This is a genomic window from Sphingomonas sp. OK281 (assembly GCF_900115295.1).
GTDB lineage: Bacteria > Pseudomonadota > Alphaproteobacteria > Sphingomonadales > Sphingomonadaceae > Sphingomonas.
The window spans coordinates 360,243-378,446 of the sequence record NZ_FOVZ01000003.1 but is presented as its reverse complement, the minus strand read 5'-3'; the positions used below and the strand labels follow the sequence as shown (position 1 = coordinate 378,446).

Genomic DNA, 18,204 nt, shown 5'->3' with positions numbered 1-18,204 from the left:
ACACGCAAACCCCGTTCGTCCTGAGGAGCTGCTGAGCTTGTCGAAGCGGCGTATCGGAGGATGGGTTGGTACGCGGGACCTGTGCTTCGATACGAGCCCTCGATACGCTCCTTGCGGAGCTACTCGGTCTCTACTCAGCACGAACGGGGGTGGGAAAGGGCTACTGCCTGTGCCGCGAGACCGCGTGAGCGAGGCCGCGTGAGCTCGTAGCCATAGTCCTGCTTGGCGTGCCCTCACCCATCGCCGCCTTTGGCGTCTTTTCCTCTCCCCGAGGGGAGAGGGACGAGGGGGGGCCGCTTCATGCAAACTTGATCGTCAGACAGGTACCACAGAACCGTCATCCCCGCGGCGGCGGGGATCCATAGCCTATTTCGTTGCTATCAGGTCGCTACGTTAGCCAGTATGAATTCCCGCTTCCGCGGGAATGACCGTGGGTGGCGGCTGTTACGCGACAGTCGCGCCAAGGTTCGGCTCGAGCATCCGGTGCAGGTGCACCACAACGAACTTCATCTCCGCGTCGTCGACGGTACGCTGCGCCGCAGCACGCCAGGCCTTCTCGGCGCTGGCATAGTCGGGGAATACGCCGACGAACTCGATCTTGCTCAGATCGTTGAAATCCAGGGTGCGCGGGTCGCTGACGCGGCCGCCGAATACGAGGTGGAGCTTGCTCATGCGCTTGCTTTCCTAGGGAGGGGGTTGCCGCCTCCCTAGCGTGTTCGACCCGCGGTTTGAACCCTTAGACGGTTGGCTTTTGCGAAACCGCCTTCGCACCTGCGGTACCGGCCGTCGTGACGGCCTTGACGATACCCTCGAGCAAGCCCTTGGCCTGGTCGCGTGCATTGTCCTTGGTCAGGCCGAGTTCGCCGAGTTCCGAGCGGCCTGCGTCCTTGGCTGCCGCAGTTGCCGCAACGAGCGTCTCGCTGAGGCGCTTGCCGACCGGGGCGAGCAATTCCTTCTCACGTGCCGAACGCGGAAGCAACGCGCCGGCGAGCGCGCCGACAGCGAGGCCGCCGACGAGGATGCCGAGCGGGTTGGATTCGAGGTTGTTGACGACGCGCTTGGTCTTCTCGCGCGAGACTTCGAGAACCTCGGAGGCTTTGTCGCCGGCGTCGTGATAGACCTTCGATGCGGTCTCGCGAACGGTGTCGAGGCCTTCGCGCAGACGGCTCTCGGTCTCGTGGGCGGCTTCGTTTGCAGTGGTCTTTGCGTCGGTCATGGAAATGTCCTTCTGGTGGCAAGCTGCTCGTCGTTCAACGCGAGCCGGGACTTCAAGGTTTCAACGGGCCTAGCGCCCGCGGCGGAACAGTCCGACGATCCGGTGGCGCGCGAGGAACAGTCCGGCGACCGCGGCAAACCCCGCGGTCGGCCCCGGATTGCGCTTCACGGTCTCCACGCTGGCGCTAAGCGCGGCGGTGCCGGCATCGGCGACGTCGCGGCTGGCGTTCAGCGCGAGCTTCCGCGGATTGAGCCGGTCCTGCAACTGCCCGATCGTCATCATGACGCGCTGGCGGGCGAGGGCCGATTCGATCTCTGCGGCGGCGACTTTGGCGGATGTCATGATACGGGCTCGCTCTTCGTCTGAAGCTTCGACTTGCCGATCATCGCCAGGATCGCCGCCACTGCGAGGACGGCCACCACGACGATGGCGGTCGCCCATCCTGGCCCCACCAGCGTCGCCACCGTCAAGATCGCACCGACCAGCAGTGCGATCAGTGCGGCCAAAGCCAGCACGCCGGCGACCGCGAAGAACATCGCGGCCGACTTGTACGCGCTGGCGGTCTCACCGAACTTCGCCTTGTAGACAGCGACTTCCGCGGTCGCGAGGCTCTTCGTCTCGGTCGCCAGGCGACCGACGATGGACACGAGGCTCTCGTCCTCGCCGGTCGCGAACGTCAGTGGGTCGGACAAGACGTCAGACCTTCGAGTTGGCATCGACGCCCGACTGCACCAGTCGCGCGACGACGAAGCCGATGGCCGCTGCTGCACCCACCGCGATGGCCGGCGACTTCCGCACGAGTTCGCGCGCGTCATCGAACAGCTCGTCGATGTCCTTCGCCTTCACCTGATCGGCGAAGCCCGAGACGCTGTCGGCGGCGCTGCGGGCATAGCCGCCATATTGCGAGCCGAGCTTTTCGTCGACCTGGCCGGCGGCGTCGGTCAGCAACTGCGCGACCTGCTCCAGAGCTCCGCTCGCGCGTGCCTTGCCGTCCTCGGCGAAGGTGCGGACCTTGTCGGTCGCCTGTGCGGTGTACTTGTTGGCACCGTCCTTGATCGCCTGCTTGGCATCGCCGGCCTTGGCCGAGACATCGCCGTTATCGATCGTCTTGCTGAGCTCGGTCCCGACCTCGTTCGCGGTCGTTTTCAGGTCGTTGACGGTGTCGTTTACGCTGGAGTCGGCCATGACGGTCCCTTTCAGAATTGTTACGCCCTCAACACCGTCGTTGGAGCGCGGTTCCCGAACCGTCGCGCGATTGCGCGACACTATTCTCGGATGTCCTCGCGATTGCCCGATATGGCGTGAGACGGTAGAGGCGGCGCGAACGACCCGGCACCGGGATTTGTAGGAGCATCGTTACGTGACCGCAATCATCGACCTTCATGCACGCCAGATCCTCGACAGCCGCGGCAATCCGACCGTCGAGGTCGACGTGCTGCTCGAAGACGGCAGCTTCGGCCGTGCCGCCGTACCGTCGGGCGCGTCGACCGGGGCGCACGAGGCGGTCGAGCGTCGTGACGGCGACAAGACCCGCTGGGGCGGCAAAGGCGTCGACGGCGCGGTAGACGCGGTCAACGACGAGATCACCGATACCGTGCTCGGCATGGATGCGGAGGACCAGTCGGATCTCGATCGCGCGATGATCGAGCTCGACGGCACCGAGAACAAGGGCCGGCTGGGCGCGAACGCGATCCTCGGCGTCAGCCTCGCCGTCGCCAAGGCTGCGGCCGAGTCGCGCGGCCTGCCGCTGTACCGCTATGTCGGCGGCGTGCAGGCGCACCTGCTGCCGGTGCCGATGATGAACATCATCAACGGCGGCGAGCATGCCGACAACCCGATCGACTTCCAGGAGTTCATGGTCGTGCCGGTCGGTGCGTCGAACATCCTCGAGGCGGTGCGTTGCGGCTCGGAGATCTTCCACACGCTGAAGAAGGGCCTGAGCGAGAAGGGCCTGTCGACCAGCGTCGGCGACGAGGGCGGCTTCGCACCGAACATCGGCAGCACCACCGAGGCGCTCGACTTCATCATGTCGAGCATCGAGAAGGCGGGGTACAAGCCCGGCGAGGACGTCATGCTCGCGCTCGATTGCGCGGCGACCGAGTTCTACAAGAACGGCAAGTACGACATTTCGGGCGAGGGCCGGATTCTCGAGAGCGCCGAGATGGCGGAATATCTCGCGGACCTGACGCGCCGCTATCCGATCTTCTCGATCGAGGACGGCATGGGCGAGGACGATTGGGAGGGCTGGAAGACGCTCACCGACCTGATCGGCGACAAGGTCCAGCTGGTCGGCGACGATCTGTTCGTGACCAACCCGAAGCGTCTGAAGCGTGGGATCGATGGCGGGTATGCGAACTCGCTGCTGGTGAAGGTCAACCAGATTGGCACGCTGACCGAGACGCTGGAGGCTGTGTCGATGGCGCAGCGGGCGAAGTATACGGCGGTGATGTCGCATCGGTCGGGCGAGACCGAGGATTCGACGATCGCCGATCTGGCGGTCGCGACCAATTGCGGTCAGATCAAGACGGGCAGCCTTGCCCGGTCGGACCGGTTGGCGAAGTACAACCAGCTGATCCGGATCGAGGAAGAACTGGGTGATGCGGCGCGCTATGCTGGGCGCGACATCCTGATCGGGGGGTGAGGGTATAGCCCTTTCGACATCTAACTCTCGTCATCCCCGCGGAGGCGGGGACCCAGATGCTCAAACGGTCGCGATCAGGTCGCGAGGTTTGCCAATATGGGTTCCCGCCTTCGCGGGAATGACGCTTGGGTGTATGGAGGGTATACGCACTGGGTAAGTCCAGGATTGGACCGATCTGGAGTACCGGAGGACGACATGGCACGCGTGACGACGAAGACCAGCAAGTTGCGGAAGACGATGCGCAAGGCCGCGTGGCCGGCGCTGGGGCTGACGCTGATGGCGTTCTTCGGCGCGTATGCGGTGCTCGGGCCGAACGGGATGTTCGCGTATGGCGACTACAAGCGCCAGCTTGCGAAGCGCGAGCAGGACTATGCCGCTCTCGATCGCAAGCGTGAGGTGCTGAAGAACCGGGTGGCGTTGCTGAACCCGGATCATGCGAACCCGGATATGGTCGACGAGATGGTCCGCAAGGAACTGAACGTCGCGCATCCGGACGAGGTTATCGTGCCCTTGGGGAACTGAGCTTCTGCTCCCCTAGCGGAAGGGATCTTCTGCTCCCATCCCTGAAAGGGAGGGGCTGGGGGTGGGTTGGCCGGCTTGAGCCGCCACCGATCGAGCATGCGGAAGCCGACCCACCCCCTACCCCTCCCTTCCAGGGAGGGGCAAGAAGTGTGGTCGGTTGGATGTTTACCGACCCAGGAACGTGAGCAGGTCGTTGGTGAAGCGATCGCTCTCGGTGATCGTCAGGCCGTGCGGGGCGCCGTCATATTCGACCAGCTGCGAGTCCGCGATGCCCTTGGCGGCGGCGCGGCCGGTGGCGTCGATCGGGACCGTCTTGTCGCTCGTCCCGTGGACGACTAGCGTCGGTACGCGGAAGGCCGCCAGGTCGCCGCGGAAGTCGGTGTGGCCGAACGCCTTGGCGCACTCCAGCGTCGGGTGAAGGCCCGCCTGCATCGCCAAGCTCCATGCCCAGTCGACGACCTCGTCGCTGACCGGCGAGGTGATGAACCCGACGCCGAGGAATTGCTGGAGGAAGGTCTTGAAGAACGCCGGGCGATCATCCTCGATGTTCGCGCCGATGCTGGCCAGCGTTTCCTCGTCGACACCGTCGGGGTTGTCGTCGGTCTTGAGCATGTACGGCACCACCGACGAGATCAGCCCCGCGGCGACCACGCCCTTGCCGTCGTAGCGGCTCATGTAGCGCGCGATCTCGCCGCCACCCATCGAGAAGCCGACGATCGTCGCGTCGGTGTTCGCGCCGGTGGCTTCCATCACGTCGGCCAGATCGTCGGTCAGCGTGTCGTAGTTGTAGCCGGTCCAGGGCTGCCCCGAGCGACCGAACCCGCGGCGGTCATAGGCGATCGCGCGGAAGCCGGCGTGCGCGAGCGCCATCGCCTGCGCGTCCCAGCTGTCGGCGTTGAGCGGCCAGCCGTGCGTCAGGATCACCGGGCGACCCGTGCCCCAGTCCTTGACGTAAATATCTGTACCGTCGCGGGTTTTTACGTAGGGCATGCAAGTCTCCGGTCTGTCTTGGCAGATGCACGTTCAACGGCTCATCGCGCGCGCCGTTCCGCACGCTGGCGTACCGAAGCTTCGACTGGCAGCATGGCGCCAGACGAGTCGGAATTGGAGACGGGATGCGGATCGGACTTTTGACGACGGCACTTGGCGCGGTCCTCGCCTTGAGCGCGTGCGGCCCTGCGCAGACGACCGCGAACACGCAGGCTCCTGCCGCGCCGACGACCGCTGCGACGAGCGACTGGGCGGGGTTCCGCGATGGCTTCATCGACGGCTGGTTCAAGATCGATCCGGCGAACGCGGTCTATCAGGGCAAGCACGAATATGACGGCGGCTTGGGCGACTGGAGTGCGGCGGGGCTGAAGCGGCAGGCGGACTTCCTGCATGGCGCGATCGACAAGGCGGGGGCGTTCAAGGATCTGAAGCCCGCCGAGGGGTTCGAGCGCGACTATCTGGTGCAGGTCGCCAGGGGGAAACTGTTCTGGCTGGAGGATGCCGACCAGCCGCACCATAATCCGGCGTGGTATGTGAGCGCGGGGCTCGATCCGAACACGTATATCGCGCGCAACTATGCCGATGCACCGACCCGGATGAAGGCGCTGACCGCGTTCCTGCAGAAGATCCCGGCGGCGGCGGGGAACATCAAGGCGAACCTCAAGACGCCGATGCCACTGAGCTACGTCAATTACGGGACGGCGGCGTTCAACGGCTTTGCCGACTATTATGCGGGCGACGCGGTGAAGGCGTTCGCGAGCGTGAAGGATGCGGCGGCGCAGGAGCAGCTGACCGATGCGGCGCAGGCGGCGTCGAAGGCGATGCGCGATCTGGGGACGTGGACCGAGGGCCAGCGCGGGACCGCGACGCAGGACTTTGCGCTCGGGGCGGACAAGTTCGCGCGGATGGTGGCGATGACCGAGGGCGTCGATACGCCGCTCGACCAGCTCGAGGCGGCGGGTGTCGCCGACTTGAAGCGCAATCAGGCAGCGCTGGCGCAGGCGTGCGGGGTCTTCGCCAAGGGGCAGACGATCCTGGCGTGCATGGACAAGATGAACGCGAACAAGCCGGTCGGCGGCCCGGTTGCCGAGGCGCGGCGCCAGATCCCGACGTTGCGGAAATTCGTCGTGGATCACGATCTGGTGACGATCCCGGGGACCGAGCAGGCGCTCGTCGAGGAGTCGCCGCCGTATAACCGGCAGAACTCGGCGTACATCGATCCGCCGGGGCCGTTCGATAAGGGTGTGCCGTCGATCTATTACATTTCGCCGCCCGATCCGAGCTGGACCAAGGCGGTGCAGGACGCGTTCGTGCCGGGCAAGGACGACCTGCTGTTCACCTCGGTGCACGAGGTGATGCCAGGGCATTTCGTCCAGTTCCTGCATGCGAACCGCTCGCCGTCGCTCTTCGGGCGGTTGTTCGTGGGGTATGCGTTTGCGGAAGGCTGGGCGCATTATGCCGAGGAGATGATGTGGGAGGCGGGGCTCAACAACGGCGATCCCGAGACGCATGTCGGGCAGATCTCGAACGCGCTGCTGCGGGATTGCCGGTATCTTTCGGCGATCCGCATGCATGCGAAGGGGATGACGCAGGAGCAGTCGTTCCGGATGTTCGTCGACGAATGTTACCAGGACGAGGGGAACGCGAAGCAGCAGGCGGCGCGGGGGACTTATGATCCGGCGTATCTGAACTATACTATGGGTAAGTTGATGATCCGGAAGTTGCGGGCGGACTGGACTGCGACGCGGGGTGGAAGGAAGGCTTGGAAGGCGTTCCATGACCAGTTCTTGAGTTATGGGGGGCCGCCTATTCCTTTGGTGCGGAAGGCGATGATGGGGGAGGCTAAGGCGACGGCTGCGTTTTGATTGGGGAGGAGCACGATCGTTCTCCCATCCACCCCGGCGAAGGCCGGGGCCCAATTGGGGAGCGTCGCTAACGAAGCGCAGTCCGCCGTTACGCCGACCTTTCCAATTGGGCCCCGGCCTCCGCCGGGGTGGTAGCTCTCGGTGTTAGGTCGTTTCAAACCAAAGCATGTGTCCCCGCGAAGGCGGGGACCCAGACTGGGCACCCGCCTTCGCGGGTGAACATTCTTCTTCTTCTTCTGCTCCTGCTCCCTCTCCCCCTTCTGGGGAGAGGGCTGGGGTGAGGGGGAGCCAAGCAGTGCAGCGTTTGGGGCTGCCCCTCACCCCGACCCTCTCCCTGGAGGGGAGAGGGAGTAGGTCACCTTGCTTGGGAGGCCGGCTGCACGTCTTGGGTTTCCTCGGTCGGCGGGTTGCGGATCGAGGGGCGGAGGCGGCTCAGGCTGCATAGGCCTGCTACGAGCGCTAGACCGGCGGCTACGAGCGGCGGGGTCATGCCGGCGCCTACGCCCATGGCCAGCAACGCCGCGACCAGGGTGGCGCCGGTGGTCTGGCCTACCAGGCGGACCGTGGAGACGAGGCCGCCTGCCGCTGCGGCGCGTTCGCGGGGGGCGGAGCCGATGATCAGGCGCGCGTTCGGGGCCATGAACATCCCGAAGCCCGAGCCGCAAAGGGCCATTCGCCATGCGATATCGAAATAGCCGGGGTCCGCGGGCATGTAGGCGATCAGCAGCAGCGCGCAGATCGATACCCCCATGCCGATGCCGCCGAGCAGCCCCGCTGGATAGCGATCGGACAACCAGCCGGAGAGCGGTGCGACGAACATGTTCGCCAGCGGCCATGGCGCGATCGCCGCGCCGACCTCCGCCGCCGAGAAACCGTAGGCGTGCGTCAGGCGGAACGGGGTCGAGAGCAGCAGCGTCATCTGCGCGATGAACGCGGTGTACGCGCCGATCGCCGACAGCGCGAGGACGGGCCGCGCGAGCAGGTCGATCGGCAGGATCGGCTTGGTCTCGCCCTGCTCGCGCTTCACGAAGAACCAGCCGATGACGATGCCGGTCGCGACGATCGCGGCGGAGACGATCGGGCTGTCGCCGTGGACCGCGCTCTCCGCGCCGCCGATGACGAGGCCGATCATCGCTGCGCACATTACCGCGCCGAGCACGTCGAAGGGTTCGTCGTGTTTCCGTGGTTCGGGTAGTGCGCGGCCGAGCAGGAGCGACGCGATCGCGAATGGTACGGCGCTGGCGAACACCCAGGGCCAGGGGGCGATGGCGAGGACGAGGCCGCCGATCGTCGGGGCGAGTGCCGCGGAACTGGAGACGACGACCGAGTTGATGCCGAGCCCGCGTCCGAGCTGCTTGGTCGGGTAGATCGAGCGGATCAGTGCCGACGAGACGCTGAGCGCCGCCGCCGCACCTAGGGCTTGTGCGGCGCGGACGATTAGCAGGAACGGCAGGCTCTTGGCGAAGAAGCACAGCAACGTCGCGACGGTGAAGAGCAGCTGGCCATATTGGTACATGCGCTTCAGGCCGATGCGGTCGCCGAGCCCGGAGAACGGAAGCAGCGCCATCGCCAGGATCAGCTGGTACACCGTGACGACGGTCACCACCGCGCTGCTGCCGACGTGCAGGTCGCGCGCGATCGTCGGCAGGGCGACGGTGGCGATGCCGCCGTCGATGATCGTCAGCGCGGTGCCTGCCGAGATTGCGGCGATCGCGACGAAGCGGCGGGGCTTGGGCAGGCCGTCGGCCGCCGATATCTGGTCCGGTTGCATTGCGGACGGCGATAGACCTCGTCATGTATCCCGCCAAGCAAATCAGGGAGATACGACGATGCGGGTTCTGGCTTCGATGCTTGCGGCGACGATATTGAGCGGTGGCGCCGGACTTGCGGGCGGTGCCGCGCTTGCCCAAGTCGCACCGATGACCAAAACGAACACTGCCGCCGATCCGTATATCTGGCTCGAGGACAAGGATGGCGCGAAGCCGCTGGCCTGGGTCGAGGCGGAGAATGCGAAGACGTTGCCGCGGCTCCAGAACGATCCGCGCTACAAGACCTTCTATGCCGAGGCGCTGGCGATCGCGTCGGCAAAGGATCGCATCCCGATGCCGAACCAGATGTTCGGGCGAATCTATAATTTCTGGCGCGATGCCGAGCATCCGCACGGGCTTTGGCGCTGGACCAGCGCTGCCGATTACGCGAGCGCGACGCCGAAATGGACGACCGCGCTCGATCTCGATGCGCTGGGCAAGGCCGAGGGCAAGCAGTGGGTCTGGAAAGGCTCGACCTGCCTCCAGCCCGAGGAGCGGCTATGCCTCGTCGCGCTGTCGGAGGGCGGCGAGGATGCGGTGACGTATCGCGAGTTCGACCTGTCGACCGGCGCGTTCGTCGCGAACGGCTTCATGCTGCCCAAGTCGAAGCAGGATGCGAGTTGGGTCGACAAGGATACGCTGCTGGTCGCGCGCGACTGGGGGGCGGGGACGACGACGCAGTCGGGCTATGCGTTCGTGTTGAAGCAGGTGAAGCGCGGGGCCCCGCTGACCGCCGCGACCGAGGTGTATCGGGGTGCGGCGACCGACCAGGGGCCGACCGGCGCGGACGTGCTGACCGACGAGAAGGGCAACCGGCTGGTGGTGATCCAGCGCCGGAAGACGTTCTTCGGCGCGGACAAGCTGGTGTGGACGCCGGCAGGGACGCGGCCGCTCGCGCTGCCCGACCGGACGTTTCCGGCGGGGATGATCGATGGGCAGGTGATCTTCTCGACCAGCGATCCCTGGGGCAAGATCCCGGAGGGAGCGGTTGCCTCTGCGCCGCTCTCCGACGTCGAGAAGGGCACCATCAATCCTACGATCGTGTTCGCACCGGGACCGCGCCAGTCGGTCGACGGGATGGCGCTGACCCGGTCGAAGCTGTTGCTGGTGGTCTCGGACAACGTCCGCGGTCGCGCGTCGGTTTACACGCATGGGGCGGGGGGCTGGACCGCCAAGCCGATCGCGCTGCCGGACAATGCCTCGATCGATGTCGTGAGCACGACCGATCGCAGCGACGACGCGTATCTGACGGTGACCGGGTTCCTGACGCCGACCTCGCTCTATTCGCTGGATGCGGCGACGGGCGCTGCGCCGAAGCCGATCAAGACGCTGCCGGCGAAGTTCGATGCGTCGAACGATGTCGTCGAGCAGTTCGAGGCGACCTCGACCGACGGGACGAAGGTGCCGTATTTCGTCGTCCACAAGAAGGGCATTACGCTCGACGGGACGACGCCGACGATCATGACGGCGTATGGCGGTTTCCAGGTGTCGATGACGCCGAGCTATTCAGGGAGCACCGGCAAGCTCTGGCTGGAGCGGGGCGGGTCGTACGTGCTCGCCAACATCCGCGGTGGCGGCGAGTTCGGGCCGAAATGGCATGACGCTGGGCGGAAGACGAAGCGGCAGGTGATCTACGACGATTTCGCCGCGGTGGCGAAGGACCTGTTCGCGCGGAAGCTGACGAGCCCGGCCAAGCTGGGAATCTATGGCGGGTCGAATGGCGGGTTGCTGATGGGGGTCGAGTTCAACCAGCATCCCGATCTCTGGAAGGCTGTGACGATCCAGGTGCCGTTGCTCGACATGATCCGGTACGAGGGGATCGCGGCAGGGGCGTCGTGGGTCGACGAATATGGCTCGGTGACGGTGCCAGAGGAGAAGGCGTTCCTCGAAAAGATCTCGCCGTATCAGAACATCAAGAAGGGCGTCGCGTATCCGGAGCCGTATATCTGGACGACGACCAAGGACGACCGCGTCGGGCCGCAGCATGCGCGCAAGTTCGCGGCGCGGTTGAAGGAATATGGGCTGCCGTATCTCTATTACGAGGATACCGCGGGCGGGCATTCGGGCGATGCGGATATCGAGCAGGGGGCTCGGTTGCAGGCTTTGCAGATGACGTATTTCACGCAGAAGCTGGTCGGTCCGGTGAAGTAGAAGCTGTGATCCTACCCCGGCAGGGGGGGGTGGCAGGCATCGCCTGACGGAGGGGGAGGAAGAGGAAACTCCGGTTCCGTGTCCTCCCCCTCCGTCACCTTCGGCGCCACCTCCCCCTTGCGGGGGAGGATCGACCGTCGATCAGCGGCAGCGGACCTGGCTGTTGTTCTGATCGATCGCACGTCCGGCTAGGCCACCGGCTGCTGCACCGAGCAGCGAGCCGACGATGCGCGAGCGGCCGCCGTCGATCACGTTGCCGAGGATGCCGCCGCCAGCCGCACCGATGATCAGCCCGGTCGTGCCATCACTGCGCTTGCAGTAATATTTGCCGTCCTGCCCGGCATAGACGCGGTCGTTGGTCGACAGCGTGCGCTCCTGATAGTTCGGACCCGCGCGATAATAGCGCGAGGGGTCGTAATTGCCCTCGTCGCGCTCGTCCGGATAGGCTTCCTGATAGCCGCCGCTGCGATCCGGCGCGGTGCGATAGCCACCCTGTGGCGCGTAGCCGCCACGATTGCCGCGCACCGACTGGTAGCGATCGAATTCCGTGCGGAAGATCTGCAGCTCGCTGTCGAGGCGGGCCTGCGCCGCGGCGAACCGCGCGTCGTCGGCCTGCGACTGCGCGAGCGCCGGCGTGGCAACGGACAGGCACGTCGCCGCAATCACCGCAGCCGTACCGAAGAAACGCTTCATGGTTCAAATCCTTGCAAAGGGTCGCACACAGGAGTGGACGGCGGCATGATACCACCGTCCACCTTATGCCTACGCGCTAATCGCGCGACAGGCCGTAAGATCAGCGGCAGATCTGCACGCGGCGGTGGTGGCGCCATTCGGTGCGGCAGCGGCGGTTGTTGCTCCAGTTGCGACGATCATTGCCGCGACCGCGATAGCGTCGGTCGTCGTGGCGGTCGCCGCGGTGGTCGTTCCCGCGGAAATCGCGGCGGTCGCCACGATGGTCCCCCCGATGGTCGTTGTCGCGATACTGCTCGCTATGACCGCGATCGCGCTGCGCCTCGGCAGGCGCGGCGGCACCCAGACCAAGCGTTGCAAAGGCCAACCCGGCAGCGATGAGATGCGTAAACTTCATGAGATGTCCTCTCGAACCCGACAATCGGATGCGCCGTTGATACGGCCATCGAACGACATCGTTCCTGAACGGGGTTGTCGGCTGCGGTACAGGTTCGCGTCTCGCGTCCGCCTGTTTAGCGGTACCCTCCGGCGACTATTTGCTGGCAGCCAGGGCCAGCACGACCTTGAGCACCGCGCCCGGCGTACGCGGATCGGGTATTTTCGCGTCGAAACCACCCATGAATTCCTCGCCGAGCGATCCGGCGAGTCGCGCCTGGAGCTGGCCGTCATTGTCGGTGTTCGCGTAAAAGTAATCGAGTACGCCGCGTGGTCGGCCCTGCGACAACGCCCGTGTTCCCAGATCGACGATCTCGCCGGTCTGGTCGTCCTTGCCGACGAGTTTCAAAATGCCGGTGAATGCGGTGGTGTCGTAGTTCAGCGCGATCGTCACCGTGCCGCTGACCTCGTACACGCGGCTTCCCTCGCCGCGCGCATGGCCGAGCACGATACCCGAATACTTGGCGGCGCCAGTGAGTTTGGTCGTATCCCACTTGAACAGGATACCGAACGCCATCGGCGTCAGCCCGAACTTGGTGACGCCCGCGGCAGCATCATAATAACTGGCGCGGGCTATCGCTATGCTGGAATAATATAGGGGTAAGACCGTGTTGGACGAGCCGGGCGTCAACTGAGTCAGGCGATAGCTGATGCCGTTGGACTGCGCGGTATAGTCCGAGAAGGACGACGTGGAGGCCGAAGCGTCGCGGGTCAGCGAGAACGGACCGGTGACCTTGTCGTTCGGCACCAGATAGTCGAACGTCGTGAACGTGAAGCTCCGCGTCGCGGCGTTATACCGAACCGGCGTGGTGGCAGCGACCGACAGGTCCTGCGCATAGGTAACCTGGCCGTTCGGCGCGCGATAATAGCCGTTGCTGCCAGCGAACCCTTCCAGACCGGTGTCGGCCGTCAAGCTCAGGAGCGTGGGCTGCGATCCGGCGACGGGTGGCGGGGTAGGGGCGGGCGTCGGTGCCGGCGTCGGCGTCGGTGCGGGGGATGGCGTGGGGCTTGGTCCGCTCACGACCGGGACCGTCGAACTGCCGCCCCCACCGTCGCCCCCGCCGCATCCGGCCAACAGGATGCCGATCGTCAAACCGCTCAAAATTCTTTTCATCGCTACCCCCTGCCGATCTATGGGGGAGATGGCGGCGACGCTCAACCTGCCGGCACGTTCTCGGCGGCTGCGGTAGAAAATTTCGAGAAGGTCCGATGGCAGCTGACGTGTTCGATACGACGACCGAAGTGGCGCACCACGGTCGCTATGACTATCGACCGATCGTCGGGCGTCCCGACTATAGCTGGCCGGACGGGCGACGTCTGGCGGTCTATCTCGGCGTCAATCACGAGGTGTTCTCGTTCGGCGACGGATTGGGTGCGACGCTGGCGCCGTCCAAGACCGAGCCCGACGTCATGAATTTCGCGTGGCGCGATTACGGCAACCGCGTCGGCGCGTGGCGATTCATGGAGATGTTCGACCGGCTCGAACTGCCGACGACGGCGCTGATGAACAGTGCCGTGATCGCGCAATGTCCGGGGCTCGCCGAGGCATGCCGCGACCGGGGCGACGAGATCGCGGCGCACGGCCGGACCAATGCGCAGGCGCAGGGGGACATGAGCGAGGACGAGGAGCGGGCGCTGATCGCGCGGACGCTCGGCGATTTCGACGCGATCGGCGTGCGGCCACGCGGCTGGCTCGGCCCGTGGATTTCAGAGAGCCGGCACACCCCCGATCTGCTCGAGGAGGCTGGGTTCGGCTATGTGCTCGACTGGGCGCATGACGACCAGCCGACACGGCTCAAGACGCGCAGCGGCAAGGGGATATTCTCGATCCCGTATTCGCAGGAGATCAACGACATTCCCTCGATCATCACGCGACACCAGGAAGCGGCGGGCTTTGCCGGCATGATCGAGGACGCCGTCGAGCAGTTGCTCGGCGAAAGCGATCGACGCCCGCTGGTGCTGGGTATCGCGCTGCACCCCTATATCATGGGGCAGGCACACCGCGCGCTTCATCTCGATCGGGTGCTGACGCGATTGAGGGAAGCCGCCGATCCGCGCATCTGGTGGACCACGGCCGGGGCGATTGCACGGCATGTCGAGCATGGACGGCGCCCGCCGGCCTGAGCGCATCGTCGCGAGGGTCCAATGATCGCGCTAGCTCTTGATCGAGCGCTGCGCCCGACCTGGGGAATGTCGTCGGACACGCATCTGGACGTAGTTTTTTTTCGTTGAACGCGCGCGCGTTCGAGGCGAATCCGGTCCCATGATCGCCGCAGAGCGATGCTGCTACAGGGACCCGTGACATGACGACGTATCGCACCGCCTTGGCTCTTGCCGTTTCGACGCTCACGCTTGCCCATGCGCATGTGGCTTACGCGCAGGAGACGCCGGCACCGGTGGCTGCCGCGCCGGATCCCGTCGCAGGACCGGCGGCCGCGCCGCTGGCGGACGAGCAGGACGACATCATCGTCACCGGAACCCGCACGGCCGGGCGGTCGCGCCTCGACAGCGCGTCGCCGGTCGACGTGCTGAGCGGCGCCAGCCTGCAACGCCAGGGCACTACCGAGTTGGCCACTGCGCTGTCGGCGATCGCGCCGTCGATCGATTTCCCGCGTCCCTCGGCAACCGACGGGACCGACGCGATCCGCCCCGCGACGCTGCGTGGCCTGTCGCCCGACCAGACGCTGGTGCTGATCAACGGCATCCGCGGCCATACCTCGTCGCTGGTCAACACCAACGGCAGCGTCGGCCGCGGCTCGGCGGCGGTCGATCTGAACACGATCCCGACCGTGGCGCTCGACCGGATCGAGGTGCTGCGCGACGGTGCCTCGGCGCAATACGGCTCCGATGCGATCGCGGGCGTCGTCAATCTCCGGTTGCGTGAAGCGCGGTCGGGCGGCGGCGCGCAGGTGACGTACGGCCTCTACAACACCGACGTCGACACCGCGAACAACAGCCGCCACGTCAACGGCGAACACGCCGTCACGGCGTCGGCGTGGCAGGGCATCGGCTTCGGCAACGACGGCTTCGTCACCGTGTCGGGCGAATATACCAAGCGCCAGCCGACCAACCGCGCCGATATCGACACGCGCGTTTCGCCCAGGCGCGTCACCGGACGCTACGGCGATCCGGCGGTCGAGCAATATACCGGGTTCGTCAACGCCGGAACGTCGCTCACGGACACGATCAGTCTCTACGCGTTCGGCGGCTATCAGGACCGCGACAGCCGCAGCGCCGCCTTCCCCCGCGTTGCCGCCACCACCGCGACGCCGGCGGCGTTGGCGTTGCTCGATCGGGCCGGCTACAAGACCGGCTTCCTGCCGATCATCAACACCAAGTCGAAGGACATCAATTCGGCGATCGGCCTGCGCGGCGACCTTGCGGGCTTCAACGTCGACCTGTCGGTGAGCTATGGTCGCAACCAGATCGACTATCGCACGCTGAATTCGGCGAACTACGCGTTCGGCACCGCGACACCGCATGACTTCGACGATGGATCGACGATCTACGACCAGTATGTCGTCGGCCTCGACGTTTCGCGAAAGTTCGACGTCTTCCAGTCGCTGAACGTCGCGTTCGGCGTCGAGGGGCGGCGCGAAGGCTACAAGATCGTCGCCGGCGAACTGGCGTCGTACGGCTATCCGGCGGCAGGCACGGTGACGGGTATCCCGGCCGGCGTCACTGCGGCGCCGGGCGCACAGGGATTCGGCGGATTTTCGCCGGCCAACGCCACCGAACAGAGCCGCCGCAACGGCAGCATCTACCTCGATCTGGAGGCGCAGGTCACCGACAAGCTGCTCGTCGGGCTCGCCGGCCGCGCCGAGGATTATTCCGATTTCGGCAGCACCGCGACCGGCAAGGCATCGCTCCGCTACGATTTCACGCGCTGGTTCGCCCTGCGCGCCACGGCCTCGACCGGATTCCGCGCCCCGTCGCTGCAACAGCAATTTTTCACCCAGACCGCGTCGGTCGTCACCAACGGCGTGCCGATCCTGACCGGCACCTTCCCTTCGGTCAGCCCGGTCGCAACCGCGCTCGGCGGCTTGCCGCTCGAGCCCGAGAAGTCGACCAACCTGTCGGTCGGTACGGTGATCCGCGCGGGTGGCTTCGACCTGACCATCGACGCCTATCGCATCCATATCCGCGACCAGATCGGCCTGTCGGAGAACATCGCCGCGACGTTCAGCCCGACCGTTGCCGCCCTGCTCGCGCCGTTCAACGTGTCGGCGGCGCGCTTCTTCCTCAATGGGCTCGCGTCGACCACCAAGGGCATCGACGCGGTCGCGCATTATCGGTTGGCCGCCGACAGCGCCGGGACGTTCGACTTCACGATCGCGGGCAATATCAACGACGCGAAGGTCACGCGCGTACCGGCGACGACCTCGACGCTCAACCCGGCGCCGACGCTGTTCGCGCGCAGCCGCATCCTGACGCTCGAGGACGGGACACCGGGCACGAAGGTGACGGGGACGATCGACTGGTCGCTTGACCGACTGGGGGCGCTCGCCCGCGTGACCTATTATGGCGACGTCAACCAGGCCGGTACGCTGGTCGCCGCCGACGTCCATACCGGCAAGCATGCGATCACCGATCTCGAGCTCCGCTATACCGCGACCAAGGGCGCACAGCTCGGCCTCGGTGTCAGCAACGTGTTCGACGTCTATCCGGACCGGACGATCGCGGCGAACAACAGCACCGGCGTCCTGGGCTTCCCGTCCTACTCGCCATACGGGTTCAACGGTCGCTACCTATACGTTCGCGCCGGCCTGAACTGGTAAGTTGGTCTCCACCGCGTTCGGCAGAGCAGCCAGACGCACCGATCGGCTGGCTCTCGATAGGGGAGCCAGCCGATCACGTATTCGTACGGTAGTCGCGCAATTGCGGTCGCACCGATATCTTCCAGCGGGAGGACGGCGACGTCCTCCCGGTGTGCTTATCCTGCGCTGGCGACCAGAGCGGGCGTCTGCTGGTGCTGGACGACACGCCATTCCTCGTGTTCCAGCCGGCGCATCGTCGTCGTGCAATAGGCCGTGTAGCCGGTTGCGCCGTCCCGATTGGCCTCGGCCTTGTAGGCGATCGCGATCAGGCCCTCCTGCGGCCGCATGATCTGCTGTTCGCTGAACGTCACGGTCGACCACCGGGGCGTATCCGCAACCGCCTCGATCGCTTGTGCGCCGGTCAGTACGAACGGATGCTCCGGCAGGACCATCACGCATTCGTCGTCGATGAGCGCGCGGTAATGCTCGGCGTCGCCGGTCCACAGGCTTTCCTCGAAGCCCCATACGCGATTGTCGTCCAATTTCCGTCTCCTTGTCTCGTTGTCGAGCGCGGAGAGGGGGCAAATCGTTCCTTTGGATCGACTGAGCCGCGGTCTTTTCACGGCTGGAGCATCATAGGTTGCCTGCGCGCTTCGGTCAGGCTCCGGACGGATTGATGGCGATTGCCGGGCGTCAGAGTGCCGCGCGACGTCCGCCGAACCGCATCCAGGCGAGATGGATCAGCACCGCCATCGCGAGGTCCTGGAAGAAGAACTGGCTGACGCTGAGCATCCCGATGATCGGTCCCCACCCGAAGGTGATGGCGATGGTGCCGCGGACGAACAGGATCAGTGCGACGTACCGGATCAGCCCGGTGCGGTCCCAGGATACGATCCGGAAGGTCACGAGGAAACGCGCGACGAGGCAGGCGATGACCGTTTCGGCGAAGAGCAGGTAGCTCGGCACCAATATGTTGGCGCGGTAGGGGACGAGGTAGACGTCCGGCCGCGTATGCTGGTCCGACCACGCGGTGATCGGCGCGAGCAGCGACGCCAGCAAGGGGTTGAGGACGAAGATGCTGGCCGCCGTCAGGGCCACCGCGACGACGATGCGGAGCGCGGTGTTGCGG

The 18,204-nt window shown here is 65.7% G+C and carries 18 protein-coding genes; 6 read left to right on the top strand and 12 right to left on the bottom strand.

Annotation, left to right across the window (positions count from 1 at the left end):
• Positions 1-444: 444 nt before the first annotated feature.
• From BM244_RS13295 to BM244_RS13275, 5 genes are all read right to left on the bottom strand, one after another.
• Entirely contained in the window at positions 445-672 is a 228-nt protein-coding gene (locus BM244_RS13295; protein ID WP_056051043.1) for a DUF4170 domain-containing protein, read from the bottom strand.
• 64 nt (positions 673-736) lie between these two features.
• A complete protein-coding gene (locus BM244_RS13290; RefSeq protein WP_056486302.1) occupies positions 737-1,216 on the bottom strand; it encodes a PLP-dependent aminotransferase family protein in 480 nt (159 codons plus the stop codon).
• Between the two features lie 69 nt (positions 1,217-1,285).
• Positions 1,286-1,558, bottom strand: a complete 273-nt coding sequence (locus BM244_RS13285) for a hypothetical protein (protein WP_056062302.1) — start codon at positions 1,556-1,558, stop codon at positions 1,286-1,288.
• The gene (locus BM244_RS13280) at positions 1,555-1,908 is read right to left on the bottom strand and encodes a phage holin family protein (RefSeq protein ID WP_243644047.1); all 354 of its coding nucleotides are present in this window, start codon (positions 1,906-1,908) and stop codon (positions 1,555-1,557) included. The genes BM244_RS13285 and BM244_RS13280 overlap by 4 nt, the downstream gene beginning before the upstream one ends.
• A 4-nt stretch (positions 1,909-1,912) precedes the next feature.
• On the bottom strand, positions 1,913-2,401 hold the full coding sequence (locus BM244_RS13275) for a hypothetical protein (RefSeq protein ID WP_056062308.1): 489 nt from the start codon (positions 2,399-2,401) through the stop codon (positions 1,913-1,915).
• Between the two features lie 175 nt (positions 2,402-2,576).
• On the opposite strand from BM244_RS13275, the gene eno reads away from it, so the two are divergent.
• Positions 2,577-3,857, top strand: a complete 1,281-nt coding sequence (gene eno, locus BM244_RS13270) for a phosphopyruvate hydratase (protein ID WP_093399387.1) — start codon at positions 2,577-2,579, stop codon at positions 3,855-3,857.
• 195 nt (positions 3,858-4,052) lie between these two features.
• A complete protein-coding gene (locus tag BM244_RS13265; protein ID WP_055878455.1) occupies positions 4,053-4,379 on the top strand; it encodes an FtsB family cell division protein in 327 nt (108 codons plus the stop codon).
• Positions 4,380-4,544: 165 nt separating this feature from the next.
• Here BM244_RS13265 and BM244_RS13260 read toward each other — a convergent pair whose 3' ends face one another.
• Positions 4,545-5,369: an alpha/beta fold hydrolase gene (locus BM244_RS13260; protein ID WP_056051031.1), complete on the bottom strand. Its 825-nt coding sequence runs from the start codon at positions 5,367-5,369 to the stop codon at positions 4,545-4,547.
• Between the two features lie 125 nt (positions 5,370-5,494).
• Between BM244_RS13260 and BM244_RS13255 the strand changes: the two genes are divergently transcribed.
• On the top strand, positions 5,495-7,234 hold the full coding sequence (locus tag BM244_RS13255; RefSeq protein ID WP_093399386.1) for a DUF885 domain-containing protein: 1,740 nt from the start codon (positions 5,495-5,497) through the stop codon (positions 7,232-7,234).
• Positions 7,235-7,589: 355 nt separating this feature from the next.
• Here BM244_RS13255 and BM244_RS13250 read toward each other — a convergent pair whose 3' ends face one another.
• A complete protein-coding gene (locus BM244_RS13250; protein ID WP_093399385.1) occupies positions 7,590-9,005 on the bottom strand; it encodes an MFS transporter in 1,416 nt (471 codons plus the stop codon).
• Positions 9,006-9,063: 58 nt separating this feature from the next.
• On the opposite strand from BM244_RS13250, the gene BM244_RS13245 reads away from it, so the two are divergent.
• Positions 9,064-11,193 (top strand): prolyl oligopeptidase family serine peptidase, encoded by a 2,130-nt coding sequence (locus tag BM244_RS13245; RefSeq protein ID WP_093399384.1) that lies wholly within the window; start codon positions 9,064-9,066, stop codon positions 11,191-11,193.
• 141 nt (positions 11,194-11,334) lie between these two features.
• On the opposite strand, the gene BM244_RS13240 is transcribed toward BM244_RS13245, so the two are convergent.
• The 3 genes from BM244_RS13240 to BM244_RS13230 all read right to left on the bottom strand — a co-directional run bounded on the left by BM244_RS13240 (position 11,335) and on the right by BM244_RS13230 (position 13,432).
• A complete protein-coding gene (locus BM244_RS13240; RefSeq protein WP_093399383.1) occupies positions 11,335-11,886 on the bottom strand; it encodes a glycine zipper 2TM domain-containing protein in 552 nt (183 codons plus the stop codon).
• 100 nt (positions 11,887-11,986) lie between these two features.
• Positions 11,987-12,280 carry a hypothetical protein gene (locus tag BM244_RS13235; protein ID WP_093399382.1) on the bottom strand — a complete coding sequence of 98 codons (294 nt, stop codon included), beginning with the start codon at positions 12,278-12,280 and terminating at the stop codon, positions 11,987-11,989.
• Between the two features lie 135 nt (positions 12,281-12,415).
• Positions 12,416-13,432 (bottom strand): hypothetical protein, encoded by a 1,017-nt coding sequence (locus BM244_RS13230; RefSeq protein WP_139226936.1) that lies wholly within the window; start codon positions 13,430-13,432, stop codon positions 12,416-12,418.
• Between the two features lie 95 nt (positions 13,433-13,527).
• Between BM244_RS13230 and BM244_RS13225 the strand changes: the two genes are divergently transcribed.
• Positions 13,528-14,442 carry a polysaccharide deacetylase family protein gene (locus BM244_RS13225; protein ID WP_093399380.1) on the top strand — a complete coding sequence of 305 codons (915 nt, stop codon included), beginning with the start codon at positions 13,528-13,530 and terminating at the stop codon, positions 14,440-14,442.
• Positions 14,443-14,621: 179 nt separating this feature from the next.
• On the top strand, positions 14,622-17,096 hold the full coding sequence (locus BM244_RS13220) for a TonB-dependent receptor plug domain-containing protein (RefSeq protein WP_093399379.1): 2,475 nt from the start codon (positions 14,622-14,624) through the stop codon (positions 17,094-17,096).
• A 155-nt stretch (positions 17,097-17,251) separates the two neighbouring features.
• Here the strand turns inward: BM244_RS13220 and BM244_RS13215 are convergent, their stop codons facing one another.
• Together BM244_RS13215 and BM244_RS13210 are read right to left on the bottom strand one after the other, a co-directional pair.
• Positions 17,252-17,617 (bottom strand): DUF4440 domain-containing protein, encoded by a 366-nt coding sequence (locus tag BM244_RS13215; protein WP_093399378.1) that lies wholly within the window; start codon positions 17,615-17,617, stop codon positions 17,252-17,254.
• A gap of 151 nt (positions 17,618-17,768) precedes the next feature.
• Positions 17,769-18,173 carry a hypothetical protein gene (locus BM244_RS13210; RefSeq protein ID WP_093399377.1) on the bottom strand — a complete coding sequence of 135 codons (405 nt, stop codon included), beginning with the start codon at positions 18,171-18,173 and terminating at the stop codon, positions 17,769-17,771.
• Between the last annotated feature and the right edge of the window lie 31 nt (positions 18,174-18,204).